Source organism: Enterococcus sp. SB12, assembly GCF_030910025.2.
Taxonomy (GTDB): domain Bacteria; phylum Bacillota; class Bacilli; order Lactobacillales; family Enterococcaceae; genus Enterococcus_B; species Enterococcus_B faecium.
In genome coordinates this window covers 881,527-899,743 of sequence record NZ_CP175675.1, presented here as the reverse complement: position 1 = coordinate 899,743, position 18,217 = coordinate 881,527, and the positions used below count along the sequence as shown (strand labels likewise).

Sequence of the window (18,217 nt, the reverse complement as noted above, 5' to 3'; positions counted from 1 at the left end):
TTAAATACTGGATTTGAGTCAATATCTTGGACACATTTTAGTAGAGACGGTTAAGCCATTTTTTCTTTTGCTAATTCTTCAAATTCCTGTGGGGTTAGATAGTGAATCGAGCTATGGATTCGATTTCGGTTATAAAATCCTTCAATGTAGCTAAATAGCGCTCGATTTGCTTCTTCAAAATCTGAGTAGCTAGTCGTGTAGACTTCTTCTTTTTTCAATGAGGCATGGAAAGATTCGATTCCAGCATTATCATAAGGTGTTCCTTTTCTACTATAAGAATGCCTTATTTTGTTGGTTTTAAGCCATTGTTCCACTTCTCTTGCTGTGTATTGGCTGCCCAAGTCAGTGTGTAGAATCATTCCTTCTGGAATGTGATAATGTATTTTTGCTTTATTCAATGTTTGAATGACACAATCCACAGTCATTCGTTTTGAAAATGTATAACTAATAATTTTTTTCGTGTGTAAATCCATGATTGAAGATAAGTAACACCAACCATTTTTCTTAGTAGGAATGTACGTAATGTCAGCTGCCCATTTCTCACAGATCGTTTCAGTAGAAAAGTCCTGATTTAAGAGATTCTCTTTTGAAATGATCGGTTTATTAGACCTTTGAGGTCTATATTTTTTAACTACAATCGACCTTAAATTTAATTGTTTCATTAGCTTTTGGACATGTTTAAGAGATACTGAAATCCCTTCTTTTAATAAAACTTGATGGATCTTTATGGCACCATAGCGTTGTTTATTCGTAAAAAAAATTGTTGAAATCTTCTTTTTCAACTTATTATTTCTGATTTCTGTAGCTGTCAACGGTTTATTCTTATAAAAATAATAGACACTTCTAGGGATTTCTAATAACCGACACAACAAAGAAACAGTGTAATCCTTACACCATTTTTCAATAAATTGAACAAGCGAATTTAGGTTTTCCGAGAGAATATGGCTGCGGCTTTTTTTAAGATTTCAAGTTCTTCATTTAAACGAGCATTTTCTTTTCTCAGTTCAGCTACTTCTTTTCCAGTCAGTCCTGTGGACTGATCAGGTAAATATAAATTCTTCCATTTGTAAATCGTTGCTTCAGATAAGCCATATTCTTTCGCTAACCCTCGAACAGAACGTCCAGTTTGATTCAGTTCAACAATCATTTGTTTAAAATTTTCTTCATATCGGGTCATAAAAATTCATCCTCTCGTAGATAAGTTTAATTTATTCTTGTCTCTACGAAAAGCTGTCTAAGATTTGATACTAACACCAATACCGAAAAAATTATGTTTAGATAATACCATAGTTAAGTTTTTCCTTGTGATGTTTTTCGTAAAAAGATATTTTAGCAGCATTATCGTTACAGTGCATAGTTACCATCGGCGTTATGACTATATAAAGTATACTTTCGTTGATCCAGAAAGGTATATAGATTAAAATAAGTTACCTAAAAAGGACAAATACAAATTTTATTATCTTATTCACAGTAAGAAGATAATTTTAAGATTGCGAAATACGATACTATTTGTAATCTATTGGATAGGCTACAATTAACTAGACAGAAAAATTAAGGTGTGTAGACTAGAAGAAAACATACCAGGAGGAATTTTTATGTCTAAGAGAACACGAAGAACTTTTTCACAAGAATTCAAGCAACAAATCGTCAATCTTTACTTAGCTGGAAAGCCACGTGTAGAAATCATTCGAGAATATGAACTAACGGCTTCAGCATTTGACAAATGGGTAAAGCAATCTAAAACGAGTGGTTCATTCAAAGAAAAAGATAATCTTACGCCTGAACAAAAAGAATTGTTAGAACTACGTAAAAGAAACCAGCAATTAGAAATGGAAAATGATATTTTAAAGCAAGCAGCGCTGATATTCGGACGAAGAGACAAGTAATCGATGCGAATAAGCATCTTTACCCTATATCAGCGATGTGCAGAATATTAGGTCTATCACGTCAGTCCTATTATTATCAATCAAAACCAAAGAAAGACGAATCAGAACTTGAAGAAGTAGTCGCTGAAGAATTTATCCGCAGCCGAAAGGCCTACGGCTCAAGAAAAATAAAAAAAGCCTTATCAAAACGAGGCATTCAGATCAGCCGACGAAAAATTAGTAGAATCATGAAAAATAGAGGATTAAAATCGAGCTATACTGTTGCTTATTTTAAAGTACATCATTCTACTTGCAATGAAGCCAAAACGACAAACGTATTGAATCGTAAATTCTTAAGAGACAACCCATTAGAAGCGATCGTAACAGACTTGACTTATGTACGAGTCGGGAAAAAATGGAATTATGTCTGTTTCATTTTGGATCTGTTCAATCGAGAAATTCTCGGCTATTCTTGTGGAGAACATAAAGATGCCGTTCTAGTAAAAAAAGCATTTAGCCGTATCAAACAACCTCTGACAGAGGTTGAGATTTTTCATACTGATCGTGGAAAAGAGTTTGATAACCAAGTTATTGATGAATTATTAACAACTTTTGACATCAATCGATCATTGAGTCATAAAGGCTGTCCTTTTGATAATGCCGTAGCTGAATCAACTTATAAGTCGTTGAAAGTAGAATTTGTCTATCAATACACATTTGAAACCTTACAACAATTGGATTTGGAGTTATTTGACTATGTCAATTGGTGGAACCACCTTCGGTTGCACGGTACACTTGGCTACGAGACACCGGTTGGTTACCGTAACCAGAGATTGGCGCAGTGAATCCTTGATAATGAGCTCGGATGTGCTAACGCTAGCGAGGCAGTCTAACTTTAACTGTTAGCTCCTGCCGAAGATCGTCACATCCGAGGAGGCTCATTGTCAAGGACAATCGGAATAGCATACGGAAAGAAGTTCTGCACCTTATAAAATTTGTCAAAAAAACTGTTGCCATTCCAATATATACTTTGTTGTTAGATAAGTTGCACATGTTTATAGAATCTAAATAATAAATTTTTATGTACCGCCCCTCAAAGAGGGGGGGATTTTTTATCGTTGTGGAATATTTAAATACCAACGCTTGTCATGAAAATCTTGTGCTCCACCCTTAGTATTTCCTTCTGGATCGTTTGTCGCACGCATCATGACGTATACTTTCTTATTAGGGAAATCACGCATATTGAAAGATACATGATAGCCAACATTTCCTAAAGTATTATAAGCTTGATTTACGTCTGGTCTATAAATCCCATCAGCTCTTACTCTAGCTAGTTCTTTTCCAGTATTGTAGTCCATAATGAAAATATACTCGTATTTATAATTAGCAATGTGCCATCCAGCTACATGCAAGTTTGCGTTTTCGATTTCTCCGAACTGATCAATGTGGGCGTAATTTGTTCCATCTGTCAGCGTAGAATTTGCAGCACCTGCTCGAGTTGGATCAATTACTGGTTTATCCTCCGAAGTAGTTGGATTATCATCCGTAAAACCATGAGCCAAATCATAGGCTAGTTTTTCTTTACTTACACCCATTTCAGAAAGATAACCGTAAGGATCTGTATGATCGCCCCAAATATTTTGTGTTACCCATAAATGCGATTTGATTCCTGGTTGGTTATAAGGAGTGTCTAATGTTAATGGAATACCATATTTCATTGCTGAATCTCTTGCCAATTCAACGTATACTTTATAGTTCTTTTCAAAAGTTTCTTTATCATGTGTGTGTTGTAACTCGATTTGCACAGGACTTTTGGCTCACGAGGTTGTCCTACTCTACATCTTGCTGATAGATATGCTGAAAGGAAAACACCAACATTATGTTTTGCTTTTTCAGCTAGAACGAGACAAGCAGGAATACCTTTAGAAGATATCAAAGATTTTTTAGGTCATAAAGATGTTTCCACTACACAAGTCTATGCCCATATTTCTCCCGAAGTGAAAAAAAGATCAATGAATCAACTAGAAAACTATATAGAAGAGCAAATAAAAAAGCACTCAAATTGAGTGCTTTTTTAAGCTCACTATCACTAAAACTATCACTAATTTTATTTATAAGCGAACATGTTTCTATCACTGATTTTTTAAATCTAGCGAAAAACCCTTATCTTAAAGGCGTTCGTTCAATTCTTTGGCAAGGTCTTCAAAGCCTGGCTTGCCTAGAAGTGCGAACATGGTTTTCTTATAGCTCATGTAGAAAAATTTTCTTGATGATGATTTTATCCATCAATTGAGATTGACTGTTTTGCTCTCCTATGATTTCAGCTATGATTGTCCGATTTTGCGGTTTTCTTCTTAACTGGTAGTTGATTTTCCCAGTTTCCATCAACTCGCTAAGCATATCCACGACTCCGCCAAATCCGGTCTTTTTCGTAATAAAACCTAGTGCTACCATTCGTTCATCTAGATTTTTTGCTGTAATCGTCACACCAGTAATGAGCGAGTGCTGTAATGTTTGGGCCAGCTCTTCCATCCCTTCAGCATTGGATACGACGGAAGCTGTTTTGTTAATAGGTTCTTCGTTTATTTCTTTTGGTTCTTTCCTCTCCACTTTCACTGTTTGACGAAGGACATCTAGTTCTTGCAAGAGCGTTTCGTATTGTTCTTGGGTCAGCATCACGCCAGCTACTTTTTCACGATTAAATATATATACGCCAGTTCCCGCGTCTCGCGCTTGAGCAAATACATCCATCGGCGATCGTTTCACTTCTGTGATCGAAGATGTGGGAACTTCTAATTTCTTTAATTCCAATGGATTTCCTCCTTTACTAATCGCTTTTTATTATAGCACAGACTGACTTGTTTTGATCTTTTTTCCAAAGGTTTTATCGGTTTTTGCCTAACCAGTAATTGATATCGGTAAGAAGTCTTTCGATACCAAATGAAGGATGGTACAGATACGTTTTTTGATCTTCGTTATGGTCTAGTGGAAAAAAATGATCGGTGATCACTAGATCTGCATACCGAGGCGGCTTATTTCGAGTACATACATGTATAGAGATCCGTTTTCGATGTCTTAGCGTTTTGTTCAGTACCCCAGCAAGTCTTCTTGCTTCTTGGTGTTCATAGCGAAAAAAAAAGACGATTTTCACTTCAGGAGGGTGGACATCTAAATACCCTCGTTCCTGGAGTGTTTTCAGTAAAAGCATCCCCCACTCTACTGCGGGGTGTGCAAGTGCTTGTTGGATCGCTAGCCGAAATTGATATAGTTTATCTTTGGAATTGGGAAATTTTTCTAATGTTTCCTGATAATAACGAACTTCTTCTATCAGCCGGTCATGGATACCAATTACGTAACGAAGCCATTCTTGGTAAAGTACTTTTATCAGCTTTGATTTGCTTTCGCTCTCAAATTCGCTATTCAGCCAAAACAGCGAATCAAGCTTTTCAGTCACAATCGTCAATTTCCGATAGTCTTGTGTCTCTTCTATCCGTTTCCACCGCTTTTCAGTAATCTGGTTACAGCTCAAGCGCAAAATTGCTAGATAATTTTTTTCTTTTATTGGCAAAATCTGCTCCTCTCTAAATAGCAATTCAGGAAACAATTCAAAGAATAGTGTTCGACTGTCTCCTAAAATCTCGATTTCTGCCGGATCCTTTCTTTGCTTCAATAATTGGATGAACATCTCAGAAAAGGACTGCTCTCCATCATCTGCAAAAAAATGCGGAAAATCTTTCAAAAAGCAAAACAGCAGATATCTTACTTTTCTTTCTGAACCAAAGATCTGTGCTTTTTTATAAGAAAAAGAAAGGTGGTACTCGCCAAACCACTTTCTCAATCGCTCTTGCGTAGAACGATCGTACTTCTGCTCGTAAGGTTCATTTAATAGCAGATTTTTCAGTAAACAAAACGGGGGTGATTGGATCAGAAAAACAAACAAGAGATAAGGTTCGCTATATCCTTGATCATAAACTAACTGAACGGTTTTCTTATGAAGAATCAGCTGAATGGGACAGTCGCTTTCCGCCAAACGTTTCAGATGCCGATCCACTGTTTTAACATCGATTTTCAGTTCTTCAGCTAAATCAGCTTTTCGCCAGATCAAATCTTTCATTAGATTGATTAGTGAAAATAAATTCTGTGCATTTTTTGATAATAGTTTTTGCCATCTCATCGATCATTTCTCACCTGATTTCTAAACATATTGTTTGATCAAAATGAGTTCACTCCTAAAAAGATAAAAAACTCCCTTTCTATTTATTTAAATACGCAAATCTTCCTCATTATTTTTTATTTTACTCAATTTAATCGTATTCTCATTTCAAAACGAATGTACTTTAAAAAAACATAATAAGATCACTTTGCTTGTAGGATGTATTCCCTTCCATTACAATGAAATAAATAGCGATTTTATGAGAAGGTGATGTGAAAATGGAAGAAAAAATAGAAGAATCCAAACAAAAAATCGATCAGTTGATATAAGAATTAGAAAAAGCGGTCATCGGCAAACGTTCAACTATCCAATTGATGATCGTGGCCCTATTAGCAGGTGGTCATGTCTTATTCGAAGATATTCCCGGTGTAGGTAAAACGTTACTGGTCAAAGCACTAGCAAAAGCTGTACAGGAAACCTTCAGCAGAGTCCAATGTACTCCTGATCTGCTGCCTAGTGATATTCTTGGTTTTTCCGTATACAATTCACAATCAAAAGAGTTTGAATTTCGTCCGGGACCGATCTTTACCACGATCTTGTTGGCAGATGAGATCAATCGTACGACTCCTCGTACTCAGTCAGCACTTTTAGAAGTAATGGCCGAGAATCATGCAACGATCGACAACAATACATACCCTCTAGACAATCATTTTTTTGTCTTAGCTACGCAAAATCCAATCGAGTACGAAGGAACATATCCTTTGCCGGAAGCACAGCTCGATCGTTTTTTATTCCGACTACAAATCGGTTATCCTTCTTTTGATGACGAACTTTTGCTACTTTTGGATAAATTCGAAAAAGTGTTGGATAACTTAAATGAAGTATTGAACAGTTATGAAATAGAAGAAATAAAAACAAATGTGGCGAATGTCTTTGTCAGTCCCGAAGTGGCATCTTATGCCTTGCAGTTAGTGTCAGCAACAAGAAGTCATGCTGCCATCCAGCTTGGCATCAGTCCACGAGGAAGCCTTTCCTTTATTCAGGCAGCAAAAGCTTATGCTTTAATCCATGGGAGAAATTACGTCACGCCCAAAGATTTGCAGGATTTAGTTCCTTACGTGTTTTCCCATCGCCTGATTTTTTACGATCGTTCATTGAAGGAAGACGAAAAGAAACAAATCATTCATACTCTTGTTGCACAAATTCCTATTCCTGTGAGGTAGATTGAGGTAGACAATGGAAAAAATCAAAGATTATTTCATTAATTTTGTGTTATTTCTGGTATATTTCATCATTGTGCTTTTTGCTCTTGTATTCAACAATTCTTTAGGCTGGTTCTTGTTGGCCTTTTTTACTCTTTATGTATCATGGAGCTTGATTTCATTAAGCAGCTTTCTAAAGAAACTTTCGGTTACTTGTACATTGCAGCCACTCGTTTATCGCAAAAAAAGTATGCAGGTTATTTTTTCCATAGCAAAAAAGAGAACTTTTTCTTTACCTCTCCCTCGTTTACAAATCGGCTTCCCAGCAATCTTTGCAGAAAAAAACAAGAGATTTTGATTCTTACAAATAAACCGCAAGAAGTCCAAATGCTTTGGCAGCCAAAAGAAAGAGGATGCCATGAAACATTAACTGTCATTTTTACAGCCTATGATAGTCTAGGACTTTTCAGAAAAAGTGCAAAAAGAGAGATCTCTTTTCCTGTGACTGTTCTGCCTGCTTTTTGTAAGATTCAAGCAGAAAAATTACAGAGAGTTCTGGAAAAAAAACAGCAGCTGAACGCGTACCAAAGAGGTCTTGATTTTCGGGAACATCGCGCTTATCGTCCAGGTGATTCTTTCAACCGAATCGATTGGAAATTGTCTGCTCATACTCAAGAGTGGTTATACCGTGAATACGATTATCAAGAAGAAGAATGTTCTCCTCTTTTTTGCTTTTGGGGTTCGCCCAGTCCAAAATTTGAACCTCTGCTAGACTTGTATTTTTCTTTATGGCATTTGAGAAAAGAAAAGCAGCCGGAACTTCTGATATTAGGCAACCGCGCCTTTCATGGCAAAGACCCCGGTCATACCTATTTTGCTTCTTTAGAAGCTGGCGATGAGAAAGCTTTTTTCGCACACTTGAAAAAATATGCAAAAAAACAAATCGTCCTCTTTGTTCCTGAGAATTCTCCTGAAGTCTCAGAAGCTATTGAAACATTGTCAAAAGATCGAACGGCTTATCTTGTTTATTTCGTAGAAAAACAACTCATGGTCCAAGAAAAAGACAAGATATGTTCATTGCCAGGAGGTGAATGGATTGACGATTAAACGGGAAAAATGGCTGCGTGGCGTTTACTCCTTTGTGATACTAAGTGTAGGTGCTCCGATATTTGTAGTAGCTAATCAATTGCAAAACAGCTACCTTCTTATCCTAACTATTGGTGTCCTATGCCTTATTGTCTGCTGTATTCCTAAAAAATGGGTACGTTTGCTGCTTTCTTTGCCAGTAATGATAGGTTGTTTGTTTTTATATTTTCCTTCGAAGACATTTTCCATATTATGGATCTTACAGTTTTTTTCGTCAGTTACAGAGGAATTCTTCCATCTATCCCAAGGTAAACTTTATTATTTGCCAGAAAAGACAGCTTTTTTTCTCATAATGTTGCTGATCTATTTATTTATTACATTGACCGTGGATTACGACTATTGGTACGCACCCTTTCTTTCTTTGATGGCTTACTTCATGATGCTTACCGTTTTTCGGAAAAAAGATTTACTGTACGAAATGATTGCGGTAGTAACTGTTTTGTTCGTGTATCTGGCAGCAAGGCAATTTTTCTCCATCCGGTTGTTGTCGGGAAACACTCGATTCCAGTCATTGACTACAGTTCTGCTTATTTGTTTCTTAACTTTTAGCGCTATCTTGCCTTTATATCTTCCGAAAGTACACCAATCTCTCGAGGAAACGAGTGAACCGATCCGAGAATATCTTAATGATGAAGGGCTTTATGACACACTCCATGAGTATCAATTAACCGGAAGTGCAAGAACAGGCTTCAGTGAGAATGATGAACAGCTTGGTGGACCTTTATATGATAATGGCGAAGTTGTTTTTACAGCGAACCAAAAAGGAAATGGCTATTGGAAGATCGAAAATAAAAATCATTACACCGGTTCTGGATGGATAGAAGATCAGGACGCACCCATCCAACCAATCCAAGAATTCCCTGTTGACATCACGAGCTACCAAACCGTTATAGAAGACAAAGAAAACATTACATTGACCCTAAAAAAACAAGCTTTCTTACCTTATCCTTATGGAAATACTACCTTGACTGATTTTTCATTAGCTAGTGGACAAACGCTTTACTATTTGCCTGAAAGCCAGCGATTCATTCCTGTCCCGAATGAATCGACACGTTCTGCAACTTTACAAACAGAAAGGTTAGTTTTTACGAGAGAAGAATTAAAAAGCAGTCAGTTAAAAGCTGATGATTTAGAAAATCAGCAGACAAATCTTCAATTGCCAAAAAGTTTGCCTAAACGTATTGAGGACTTGGCGGTCGAATTGACCAAAAATGAAGCAACTTTAATTCGTAAAGTCGAAGCTGTCTAACAGTATTTAAAAACAAGCGGAAATTTCCGCTATTCCAAAACGGATACCGGGCATACTCCGAAAGAACACGATTATGTGGATTATTTCCTCTTTGATTCAAAAGTCGGCTATTGTGACAACTTTTCAACTTCTATGGTCGTCCTTCTTCGAACACTTGGTATCCCAGCTCGCTGGACAAAAGGTTTTACAAATGGGCTCAGAACAGGCACAGATAATCAAGGGAATGAGGAATACAGCATTCTCAATAGTCATGCTCATTCTTGGCCAGAGGTATACTTTCCTGGATTTGACTGGCTTCCATTTGAACCAACCCCTTCATTTGCCAATCCAATGGGTTCACAACCAGTTGCTGAAACAACCGAAACCGTCCAGCCTGCTATCGAACAACCAAATGAAAGCGAAAATATGGCAGAAACTATTTCCAGTGAGAGATCTGAGGTCATTCCATCAGAAGAAACAACACTCACACCAGCTTATAAAATCGTCTTATTCAGCCTTGGAGTGTGTTTATCCGTCTTGTTGTTCTTTCTATTGTTATTCAGAAAATCTCTGCGCTGGACAAGTTATCTTATCTATCTTCATTTTTTTGCTTCTACTAATACGATTGCATATCAAAAACTTCTTAACCCTTTGGAAACATTGGTACCGCGCAAACCCGCAGAATCTTTGCAGGAATATAGCCTGCGAATAGAACAAGAATTCAAGCTAGATCTGCGTTTCATTCGATTAACTACTCAATATGAAGCAGAAATATATGGACGACAAGCAGATCCGGTAAAATTCGATAAAAAAACCTATTTAGAAATAACGCGTATAATAAGAAAAACGGTATACAAAAAAATTCTGACAAAAGGGAGCCGCTTCAAAAAATAAGATAAAATTTCTGGAGAATCTACTTCTGGAATGCCGAGAACCAGCTGATTGAGTATCGATTACTCGAAAAAAAGGTTGTGACACGTTTTTTGTCACAACCTTTTTTCATTATTATTTGATTTTCAATGTCAAAGCATTTAGAGCTACAACTACCGTACTTAACGACATCAAGACAGCACCAACTGCTGGACTTAATATGATACCAATTGGCGCAAGAATTCCGGCTGCTAGCGGAATTGCAAGAATATTGTAACCTGCCCCCCACCAGAGGTTCTGGATCATTTTCTTTCGCGTTTGCTTGGCTAGATCAAGAAAATGCAAAATATCTTTTGGATCGCTGTTTGTCAATACGACATCCGCAGAATCGATTGCGATATCTGTCCCTGCACCGATTGCCATCCCGATTGAAGCACGGGCTAAACTTGGCGCATCATTGATCCCATCACCCACCATGATTACTTTTTTCCCTTGGTCAAGGTATTTCTGGACAACAGCTTCTTTATCATCTGGTAATAAACCGCCATAATATTCTTCGATCCCTAAATAATCTGCTACTGCTTGGGCAGCGTTTTTATTGTCACCAGTAAGCATGACAGGAGTGATTTTTCTTTCTTTCAATGTTCGGATAAATTCTTTTGCTTCTGTTTTTACTACGTCACCTAAAGCAACGATTGCAGCTAGATGATTTTCTAAAATCAGGAAGCTGATGGTATTTCCTTGTTCTTGGTAAGGTTTCAATAATGCTTGTTCTACGTTTAATCCGAGACGCTCAACTTCTTTTTCATTAACTATTTTCACTTGTTGTTTTTTGACTGTTGCCTCTAGCCCGACTCCTGAAAGATTTTTTAGATTTTCAGCTTGATAAGGCTTGATTTCATGTTCTTTCAAATAATTCATAATGCCAACAGCCAATGGATGATTGGCATTCGCTTCCAAGGCTCCTAGATATTGAAGGATTTCATTTTTATTGAACGCATCATCAAGTACTTCGACACCCGTTACAGTAAATTTTCCTTCTGTTAGTGTTCCTGTTTTGTCCAGCATGATCACATCTAGATCATTGGCTTGCTCCAGTGCATTGCGGTTTTTCAAAAGTAATCCGTTTTTAGCTGCTATTGATGTGGAGCGAGCAACAACTAATGGGATAGCTAAACCTAGAGCATGAGGACAGGCGATGATAAAGACTGTTACCATACGTTCTAATGCATTAGGAAGATCTGTCAAGAACAACCAGGCGATGAATGCCAGGATACCCACAATTAATGCGACATAAAACAGCCATTTTGCCACTTTGTCAGATAATGACTCTAGCTTGGATTTTTCTCCTTGTGCTTTTCGCACCATTTCCATAACCTTCGCTAGATAACCATTTTCACCAGTTCCAGTTACTTCGATTTCGATCGTTCCATCCCCATTGATAGAACCGCCAATCACTTTGTCATTGGCTTGTTTTTTGATTCCTCTTGATTCGCCAGTCACAGCTGATTCGTCAACAATTGTTTCACCTTTCAAGATTACACCATCTGTTGGCATTTTATCACCAGACCGGACGATCAAACGATCACCTTCGTTTACTTCTTTCAATGAAACTGTCTCTTCTTTTCCATCTTTCGTCAAGCGTTTCACTGATTCTGGCAGTAATTCTGCTAGTTTTTGTAAAGCATTGCTGGCATTCGACACAGCATTCATTTCAATCCAGTGACCTAGTAGCATAATAACGATCAAAGTAGCCAATTCCCAGAAGAAATCCATGACGTGTGTATGTGGATTGAGCAGATTTGCGATAAACGAATAGACACTATAAATATATGCAACTGTAATCCCCATCGCGATCAGTGTCATCATAGCAGGACTTTTTTGTTTCAATTCCATCTTAGCTCCACTTAAAAATGGCTGACCGCCATAGATAAATAGTATAGTTGCTAAGATCAATACGAGCCAATCAGAACCAGGAAACGTTACTTGAAATGGAAATTCCATTCCCATCATTGGTGAAAAAAGAATGATTGGGATAGCTAGGATAAGCGATAGCCAAAATTTTTGTTTGAAATTTCCCATGTGCATGGAATGATCCATGCCGCCATGATCGTGATCCATGTGCATCGAATGGTCCATTTGTTTGCTGTTTGCTATATCTCCATGGTTATGTCCCATGTGCATGGAATGATCCATCTGACTATGGTCATGTTTCATCTCCATCTGTTTTTCATGAGATTCTGTACTTTCTTTGTTTACTACTTCTTTTTTATGCTCATGTTTTTTCTCCATATCGTTCCCATTCATTTTTACTCCATCCCTTCTCTTACTTTTTCATGTGTCGATTTAAGCTCAGGGAGTTCAACAATACACTGACGGAACTAAACGCCATCGCTCCTCCTGCAATGATTGGATTCAAAAAGCCTAGTGCGGCAAAAGGAATACCAATCGTATTATAGACAAAAGCCCAGAAAAGATTTTGTTTGATTTTTCTCAATGTCAACCTAGACAACTCGATTGTTTGTGCAATGGATGCCAAACTGCTATTCATCAGCGTCACATCGGCTGTTTCCATCGCAATGTCCGTTCCACTTCCCATTGCCATACCGACATCAGCTAATGCTAAGGCCGGTGCATCATTGATTCCATCGCCTGCCATACCGACTTTTTTGCCATCTTTCTGAAGTTTTTCTACGTAGGCTGCTTTATCCTCTGGAAGTACTTCAGCAAAGATATGCTTTGGATCAATACCAACTTGTTTACCAATCGTTTCGGCTGCCAGTTTGTTGTCTCCTGTCAGCATAAAAACATCTAATCCTTTATTCTGGAGCTGCTTGATTGCTTGTTTGGCTTCTAGTTTGATTTGATCAGCCACGGCAATCAACCCGATCACTTGCTTTTCATCAGCTAAAAACATGACTGTTTTTCCCTGCTGTTCTAATTCTAACGCGTGTTCTTGGTATTCATCAAATGATAGGTTCAATTCAATTAATCGTTTACGTGTACCCGCAAAATAGCGTACTCCATTAATCGTACCGCTGATCCCAGCACCTGGGTGGGCTGTAAAATCAATCATATCGTATGTTGCTGCTTCTTGCAGTTTTCCGTATTCCACGATTGCTTTACCTAGTGGATGTTCAGAAGCTTGTTCTAAAGTATAAAAAATAGATAGGACTTCTTTAGAACCGACTAGATCTGTAACTTTGGGCTTTCCTTCTGTAATCGTTCCAGTTTTATCCAAAACAATGCTGTCTAAGTGAGCAGCTGCTTCTAATGCTTCTCCGCCTTTAATTAAAATTCCATTTCGTGCACCAACACCCGTTCCTACCATAATAGCTGTTGGAGTCGCTAAACCTAATGCACATGGACACGCAATGACTAATACAGAGACACTATGGATCAATGCGAGTTGCCAATCACCAGTGATCAAACCTGTAGCTATGAGCGTGATAAACGCGATGACTAATACGATCGGAACAAAAATCCCTGAGATCCGATCTGCGATTTTTTGGATTGGTGCTTTGCTCCCTTGAGCATCTTCCACCATTTGAATGATTTGCGCTAATACTGTCTGCTTGCCGACTTGTGTGACTTCCATGTGTAGCAGACCATTCGTATTGATTGTCCCGCCAAAAAGCGCGTCATCCGGATTCTTTTCTACAGGAAGATTTTCACCAGTAAGCATACTTTCATCTATCGCACTGCTTCCTGAAATAATTCGACCATCTGCTGGAATCTGCTCACCAGGACGGATGACTAGTTGATCACCAACGACTACTTCTTCAATCGCTAACGTTTCTTCTTTCCCGTTTCTTATCACTTGGGCGGTTTTTGTTTGAAGAGACATCAATTGTTTGATTGCATTACCTGTTTTCGTTTTTGCTGTATGTTCCAAATATTTGCCGAGCAAAATCAGCGTGATGATCATACTGCTGCTTTCAAAATAAAGATCTTGGGGGTGTCCACGGAAAAATCCGTTGTAAATGCTCAATGCAAAGGCAGCCGATGTTCCAATTGCTACCAATACATCCATATTTGGTGCTTTCGTCTTGATTGCATGGTACGCACCTTTATAAAAACGAGCACCGACATAAAATTGGACAGGAGCAGACAGCACTAACTGGACGATTGGAAAATGAAAAAAGTGAACAATCGCCGCATGGCTTCCTAACATCATAGCAATCATTGACAACATCAACGGCAAAGTCAAAACCGTACTCAATATAAGATCGAATAGCATTTTTTTCAAATACGCTTGCTTTTCTTCTGCAATTTTTTGTTTGTGGGCTTCATCGTACAAAATTGCACCATAGCCGATGTTTTCTACGCTTTGGATTAATTTTTCAGTGGTCGTCCCTTCATATTTGACACTTGCTTTTTCAGTGGCCAAGTTGACTGTGGCATTGACCACACCAGGTTGTCCGTTCAGCTCTTTTTCGATTCTAGCAGAACAATTTGCACAAGTCATACCTGTAATGACGAACGTATCCATTTTGGTTTCTGCTGTTGCCATCAAATCACCTCTGCTTTATAACCCAATCCATTGATTGCTTGACAAATCTTTTCGGATTGAACTTTTGTTTCATCAAACTTGACCGTACCGTTTGCTTTTTTCAAATTTACTTTCACTTTTTGCACGCCGTCAAGTGCACTTACTGTTTCTTCTACTCTTGCTGCACAATGATTGCAGCTCATACCTTCGATTGAAAATTGTTGTTTCATTTTTTCTTCCTCCTATTGATGTTGTTTACATTCACATTGACCTGGGATACAGTTACATTCGATCGTATCTACTGTTTGCTTTTGTTCCAGTTGTTTCAAAATCTCATTGATATCTTCTTGAGTCAAAGTGGCTTCTTCTACTAGATCCGCAATCGTCTCTCCAATCCTTTTTGCACAGATATGGGAAAAAAGATTTTCCGTCGCACTGCGAACTGTTTCCATCTCCGAGACAGCTGGATGATAAATGAATTTTTTTCCTTCTTGTTCTGTCCAGATCACTTCTTTTTTTACCAAACGTCCCAGCAAAGTTTTGATCGTTGCTGGTTTCCAATCCATCGAATCAGCTAAGATCTGCGTGATTTCTTGGGCTGTCGTCTGTCCAAGTGTCCAAATAACACGCATGATCTCCCACTCTGAATCACTGATCTTTACTGGCGTTTTGACTTTTTCCATTTATTTCACACCTTTCGTTTACAAATGTAATCAATAACTTATGGATACAGATTACACTTGTAAACAAAAACTGTCAATTATTTTTGCTCTCTATTTTCAATTTAGTTAAAAATTCTTGTTTTTCCCCTCTTGTTTTAAGGATAATCAGTTTGTTTTGTGCATGGTTTTCTTGGATCAGCTGCTGTATTTCGGGTTCATGGGTTTCTTCAAAATGCCAGATGAAAGACAGAAATTCCAGATATTCCTTATCGAATCTTTCTGAAAATGTCTCAGGCATATCTGGTCGGGTCTTCTTGTTTATCTTTCTTTTGAGGGAACGTAAAATCACTCGATAAATCGCCCGGCAACGCGGAACTTGTAGCCAAATGATCTTATCTGCTTCTTTAATCCTCTTTCCTAGTGTAGAAGTATAGTTTCCTTCAATGATCCATGAATGATTAGTCTCCATAAATGATTGCTGTTGTTGTATGAACCACTTTTTTGCTTGGATGCTGTAATCTGTCGTATGCCATAAAAGGTCTAGCGGCAGTAGCGGAAAGCCGGTGATTTCTTTGATCTTCCTTGCGAGGGTCGATTTTCCCGACCCACTTTGTCCAATCACGATGATCTTCATTCTTCTCCCTCACTTCTCTTATCATTTTGATTTGATCATACCACTTATAACGCCGCAAAAAAACAAGGGACTGTGACAAAAGTCGTGTCAAAGTCCCTTGTTTCGAATAAATGGTGTTCAAAAGCTTGCATCTGCGGTAATAAGCCCAGCCAAACGAAAAATATGAGGGGCTATTTTTGTTTGGCTGTTCTTATTAATTGATGCAGGACAGCTTTTTCACAACCTCTTGTAACAAGTATTTCTATTTTAAGGCTGAACCACTGTTTCTGGTTCAGTGATTTCTTTGTTTTTGTCTCGACGAGCAATTGCTGGCAAGATCATACCTAATAAGATCAAGACGATTGGTGTGATGATATTCGTGAATAATTGGAACCACCATGCTTTAGGATCAGCAGTATAATCTACTTTTGGCACCATTCCTAGGATACATGCAAACGCAGTGAAGGCAAAGCACCAAGCACCAAAGATAAAACCGATTTTTGGATTTTTAACAAATTTATATTCAGAATTGAATTTCTTATAAGCTTTATTCAACATCATATATGCCAAGAACACCCATAGGTAACGCATTGGCATGACAACTGAGTTCAAGTTCGTCAACCATTTTACTAATTCATTCATATCTTTGATACCAAAGATCGGCAACAAAATAATGATTCCTACTAGTATACCTGTCAGAAGATAACCATTCACCAATGTACCTTTACGATTACGTTTACGTAGCCAGTTTGGTACAAATTCTGGATCCGCATCTGCTAACAAGATTTTTAGTGGTGCATCAATTGAAAAGGCTAATGCGGAGATTTGTCCAATCATGTTTGTCAATGCGTAAATGATCATCAATGAGTTACCGATACCATAGTAATTACCTAAAATTTGAAAAGCACTGTATGCCCCATTTGCCATCAAGTCTTTAGGAATATTATCGCTAGCAAACAGCATACCCATTGCGACTGAGCCTAATACAGCACAAATCCCTACCATTGCTGCTAAGAAGATCATCCCTTTAGGAAATTCCTTTGCAGGATTTCTTGTAGAGTTGACATAAGGGGATATTTTTTCCGCTCCTCCAACTGCAAATACTAGCATCGAAACGGTTGTGAAATAACTGAAATCAAATGTTGGAATATATGTTTTCACTTGATTCATATGTGGTGTGGCAAATTCCATCGTTGGATTGATGAACGGTGCCGTTACAGCTAAAAGAATAAATAAGATCGACATGACGAACATCGCTGTTCCGGCCAGTCCACCAATCACTTTCAAAGTAGAAAGTCCTTTTGTTGATAAATATAAAAAGGCAAGAAATATAATAAGTGAAATAACTGCTACCATTTGTACTGACATCGTATTTACGATATTTCCATTTCCTTGGACTGCCCAACCGCCAGCAATCAGGATTGCTTGAGGCTTTTGTGCCAAATAAGGAATATGGACGACCCAGTAAGTCCAAGCGGCATAGTATGCCAGTCGTTTATTAGATGTCGTATTTTCGACCCATGAACTGACGCCTCCTTTACTATCCTTGAAGGCTGATCCTAATTGTCCAACGATCAATGCGTATGGAATAAAATAAATGGCCAAAATCAATAGCCAAGAGGTGACAACTGATACTCCTTGCTGAGCATAGTTATTAACTACATTCCCCATGCCCCAAACCATGTTAAATGCAATTAACGCAACAGTAAACCAGCGTAATTGTTTGTTGTTCATTCGTTCTCTCCTTTATGATAAAAATTTGTTATCCAGATGTAATCATATTCAATTTTTAACAAACTTACAAGACAGTGTTATTTTATGTGTGTATTCTTTTATTTAATACACATCGTTTTTTCATATTTTTTCCATCAAAAAAATAAGTTATTTTCTTTTATTTCATTGACCTTATTGAATTTCAAGCTATTTTGAATTTTCTGCAAAATTAAAAACATTAGTTATTTTATAATCTTATCTATTTTCTTTACA

General features: G+C 37.8%; 13 protein-coding genes and 3 pseudogenes. 6 read left to right on the top strand and 10 right to left on the bottom strand.

The window, feature by feature from the left end:
• Positions 1-50 precede the first annotated feature (50 nt).
• A protein-coding gene (locus tag RBL01_RS04310; RefSeq protein WP_410779640.1) for an IS3 family transposase occupies positions 51-1,177 on the bottom strand; the annotation gives its coding sequence in 2 pieces (ribosomal slippage) (positions 51-949 and positions 949-1,177; 1,128 coding nt in all).
• A 418-nt stretch (positions 1,178-1,595) separates the two neighbouring features.
• Here RBL01_RS04310 and RBL01_RS04305 point away from each other — a divergent pair.
• A protein-coding gene (locus tag RBL01_RS04305; protein ID WP_115251665.1) for an IS3 family transposase occupies positions 1,596-2,710 on the top strand; the annotation gives its coding sequence in 2 pieces (ribosomal slippage) (positions 1,596-1,872 and positions 1,872-2,710; 1,116 coding nt in all).
• A gap of 267 nt (positions 2,711-2,977) precedes the next feature.
• Here RBL01_RS04305 and RBL01_RS04300 read toward each other — a convergent pair.
• Positions 2,978-3,682: pseudogene (locus RBL01_RS04300) on the bottom strand (N-acetylmuramoyl-L-alanine amidase); the annotation flags it as partial.
• Positions 3,683-3,754: 72 nt separating this feature from the next.
• On the opposite strand from RBL01_RS04300, the pseudogene RBL01_RS04295 reads away from it, so the two are divergent.
• Positions 3,755-3,931: pseudogene (locus RBL01_RS04295) on the top strand (recombinase); the annotation flags it as partial.
• A gap of 175 nt (positions 3,932-4,106) precedes the next feature.
• Here the strand turns inward: RBL01_RS04295 and RBL01_RS04290 are convergent.
• Positions 4,107-4,676: a prevent-host-death protein gene (locus RBL01_RS04290; protein WP_002294835.1), complete on the bottom strand. Its 570-nt coding sequence runs from the start codon at positions 4,674-4,676 to the stop codon at positions 4,107-4,109.
• Between the two features lie 73 nt (positions 4,677-4,749).
• Entirely contained in the window at positions 4,750-6,039 is a 1,290-nt protein-coding gene (locus RBL01_RS04285; protein WP_002327338.1) for a hypothetical protein, read from the bottom strand.
• A 326-nt stretch (positions 6,040-6,365) separates the two neighbouring features.
• On the opposite strand from RBL01_RS04285, the gene RBL01_RS04280 reads away from it, so the two are divergent.
• From RBL01_RS04280 to RBL01_RS04265, 4 genes and pseudogenes are all read left to right on the top strand, one after another.
• On the top strand, positions 6,366-7,241 hold the full coding sequence (locus tag RBL01_RS04280; RefSeq protein WP_307780961.1) for a MoxR family ATPase: 876 nt from the start codon (positions 6,366-6,368) through the stop codon (positions 7,239-7,241).
• A gap of 13 nt (positions 7,242-7,254) precedes the next feature.
• Positions 7,255-7,578 carry a hypothetical protein gene (locus RBL01_RS04275; RefSeq protein WP_002299544.1) on the top strand — a complete coding sequence of 108 codons (324 nt, stop codon included), beginning with the start codon at positions 7,255-7,257 and terminating at the stop codon, positions 7,576-7,578.
• Positions 7,575-8,327: a DUF58 domain-containing protein gene (locus RBL01_RS04270; RefSeq protein ID WP_307780956.1), complete on the top strand. Its 753-nt coding sequence runs from the start codon at positions 7,575-7,577 to the stop codon at positions 8,325-8,327. The genes RBL01_RS04275 and RBL01_RS04270 overlap by 4 nt, the downstream gene beginning before the upstream one ends.
• Positions 8,317-10,488: pseudogene (locus RBL01_RS04265) on the top strand (transglutaminase domain-containing protein). The gene RBL01_RS04270 and the pseudogene RBL01_RS04265 overlap by 11 nt, the downstream one beginning before the upstream one ends.
• A 111-nt stretch (positions 10,489-10,599) precedes the next feature.
• Here RBL01_RS04265 and copB read toward each other — a convergent pair.
• From copB to RBL01_RS04235, 6 genes are all read right to left on the bottom strand, one after another.
• Positions 10,600-12,771, bottom strand: coding sequence for a copper/silver-translocating P-type ATPase CopB (copB, locus tag RBL01_RS04260; RefSeq protein ID WP_002327341.1), 2,172 nt, complete (start codon positions 12,769-12,771; stop codon positions 10,600-10,602).
• A 19-nt stretch (positions 12,772-12,790) separates the two neighbouring features.
• Positions 12,791-14,977: a heavy metal translocating P-type ATPase gene (locus tag RBL01_RS04255; RefSeq protein WP_002325801.1), complete on the bottom strand. Its 2,187-nt coding sequence runs from the start codon at positions 14,975-14,977 to the stop codon at positions 12,791-12,793.
• Positions 14,977-15,186, bottom strand: coding sequence for a copper chaperone CopZ (copZ, locus tag RBL01_RS04250; protein WP_002289040.1), 210 nt, complete (start codon positions 15,184-15,186; stop codon positions 14,977-14,979). Before copZ ends, RBL01_RS04255 begins: the two co-directional genes overlap by 1 nt.
• A 12-nt stretch (positions 15,187-15,198) precedes the next feature.
• Positions 15,199-15,639, bottom strand: a complete 441-nt coding sequence (locus RBL01_RS04245; protein WP_165537986.1) for a CopY/TcrY family copper transport repressor — start codon at positions 15,637-15,639, stop codon at positions 15,199-15,201.
• Positions 15,640-15,712: 73 nt separating this feature from the next.
• Positions 15,713-16,252, bottom strand: coding sequence for a hypothetical protein (locus tag RBL01_RS04240; protein WP_002294858.1), 540 nt, complete (start codon positions 16,250-16,252; stop codon positions 15,713-15,715).
• Positions 16,253-16,498: 246 nt separating this feature from the next.
• Positions 16,499-17,965, bottom strand: a complete 1,467-nt coding sequence (locus RBL01_RS04235; RefSeq protein ID WP_002288779.1) for an APC family permease — start codon at positions 17,963-17,965, stop codon at positions 16,499-16,501.
• Positions 17,966-18,217 lie beyond the last annotated feature (252 nt).

What these genes read in the sequence shown, in the direction of transcription:
- RBL01_RS04240 (WP_002294858.1), bottom strand. Translation starts at nt 16,252, where the DNA reads ATGAAGATCATCGTGATTGGACAAAGTGGGTCGGGAAAATCGACCCTC.
- copZ (WP_002289040.1), bottom strand. Translation starts at nt 15,186, where the DNA reads ATGAAACAACAATTTTCAATCGAAGGTATGAGCTGCAATCATTGTGCA.
- RBL01_RS04235 (WP_002288779.1), bottom strand. Translation starts at nt 17,965, where the DNA reads ATGAACAACAAACAATTACGCTGGTTTACTGTTGCGTTAATTGCATTT.
- RBL01_RS04245 (WP_165537986.1), bottom strand. Translation starts at nt 15,639, where the DNA reads ATGGAAAAAGTCAAAACGCCAGTAAAGATCAGTGATTCAGAGTGGGAG.
- copB (WP_002327341.1), bottom strand. Translation starts at nt 12,771, where the DNA reads ATGAATGGGAACGATATGGAGAAAAAACATGAGCATAAAAAAGAAGTA.
- RBL01_RS04285 (WP_002327338.1), bottom strand. Translation starts at nt 6,039, where the DNA reads ATGAGATGGCAAAAACTATTATCAAAAAATGCACAGAATTTATTTTCA.
- RBL01_RS04275 (WP_002299544.1), top strand. Translation starts at nt 7,255, where the DNA reads ATGGAAAAAATCAAAGATTATTTCATTAATTTTGTGTTATTTCTGGTA.
- RBL01_RS04255 (WP_002325801.1), bottom strand. Translation starts at nt 14,977, where the DNA reads ATGGCAACAGCAGAAACCAAAATGGATACGTTCGTCATTACAGGTATG.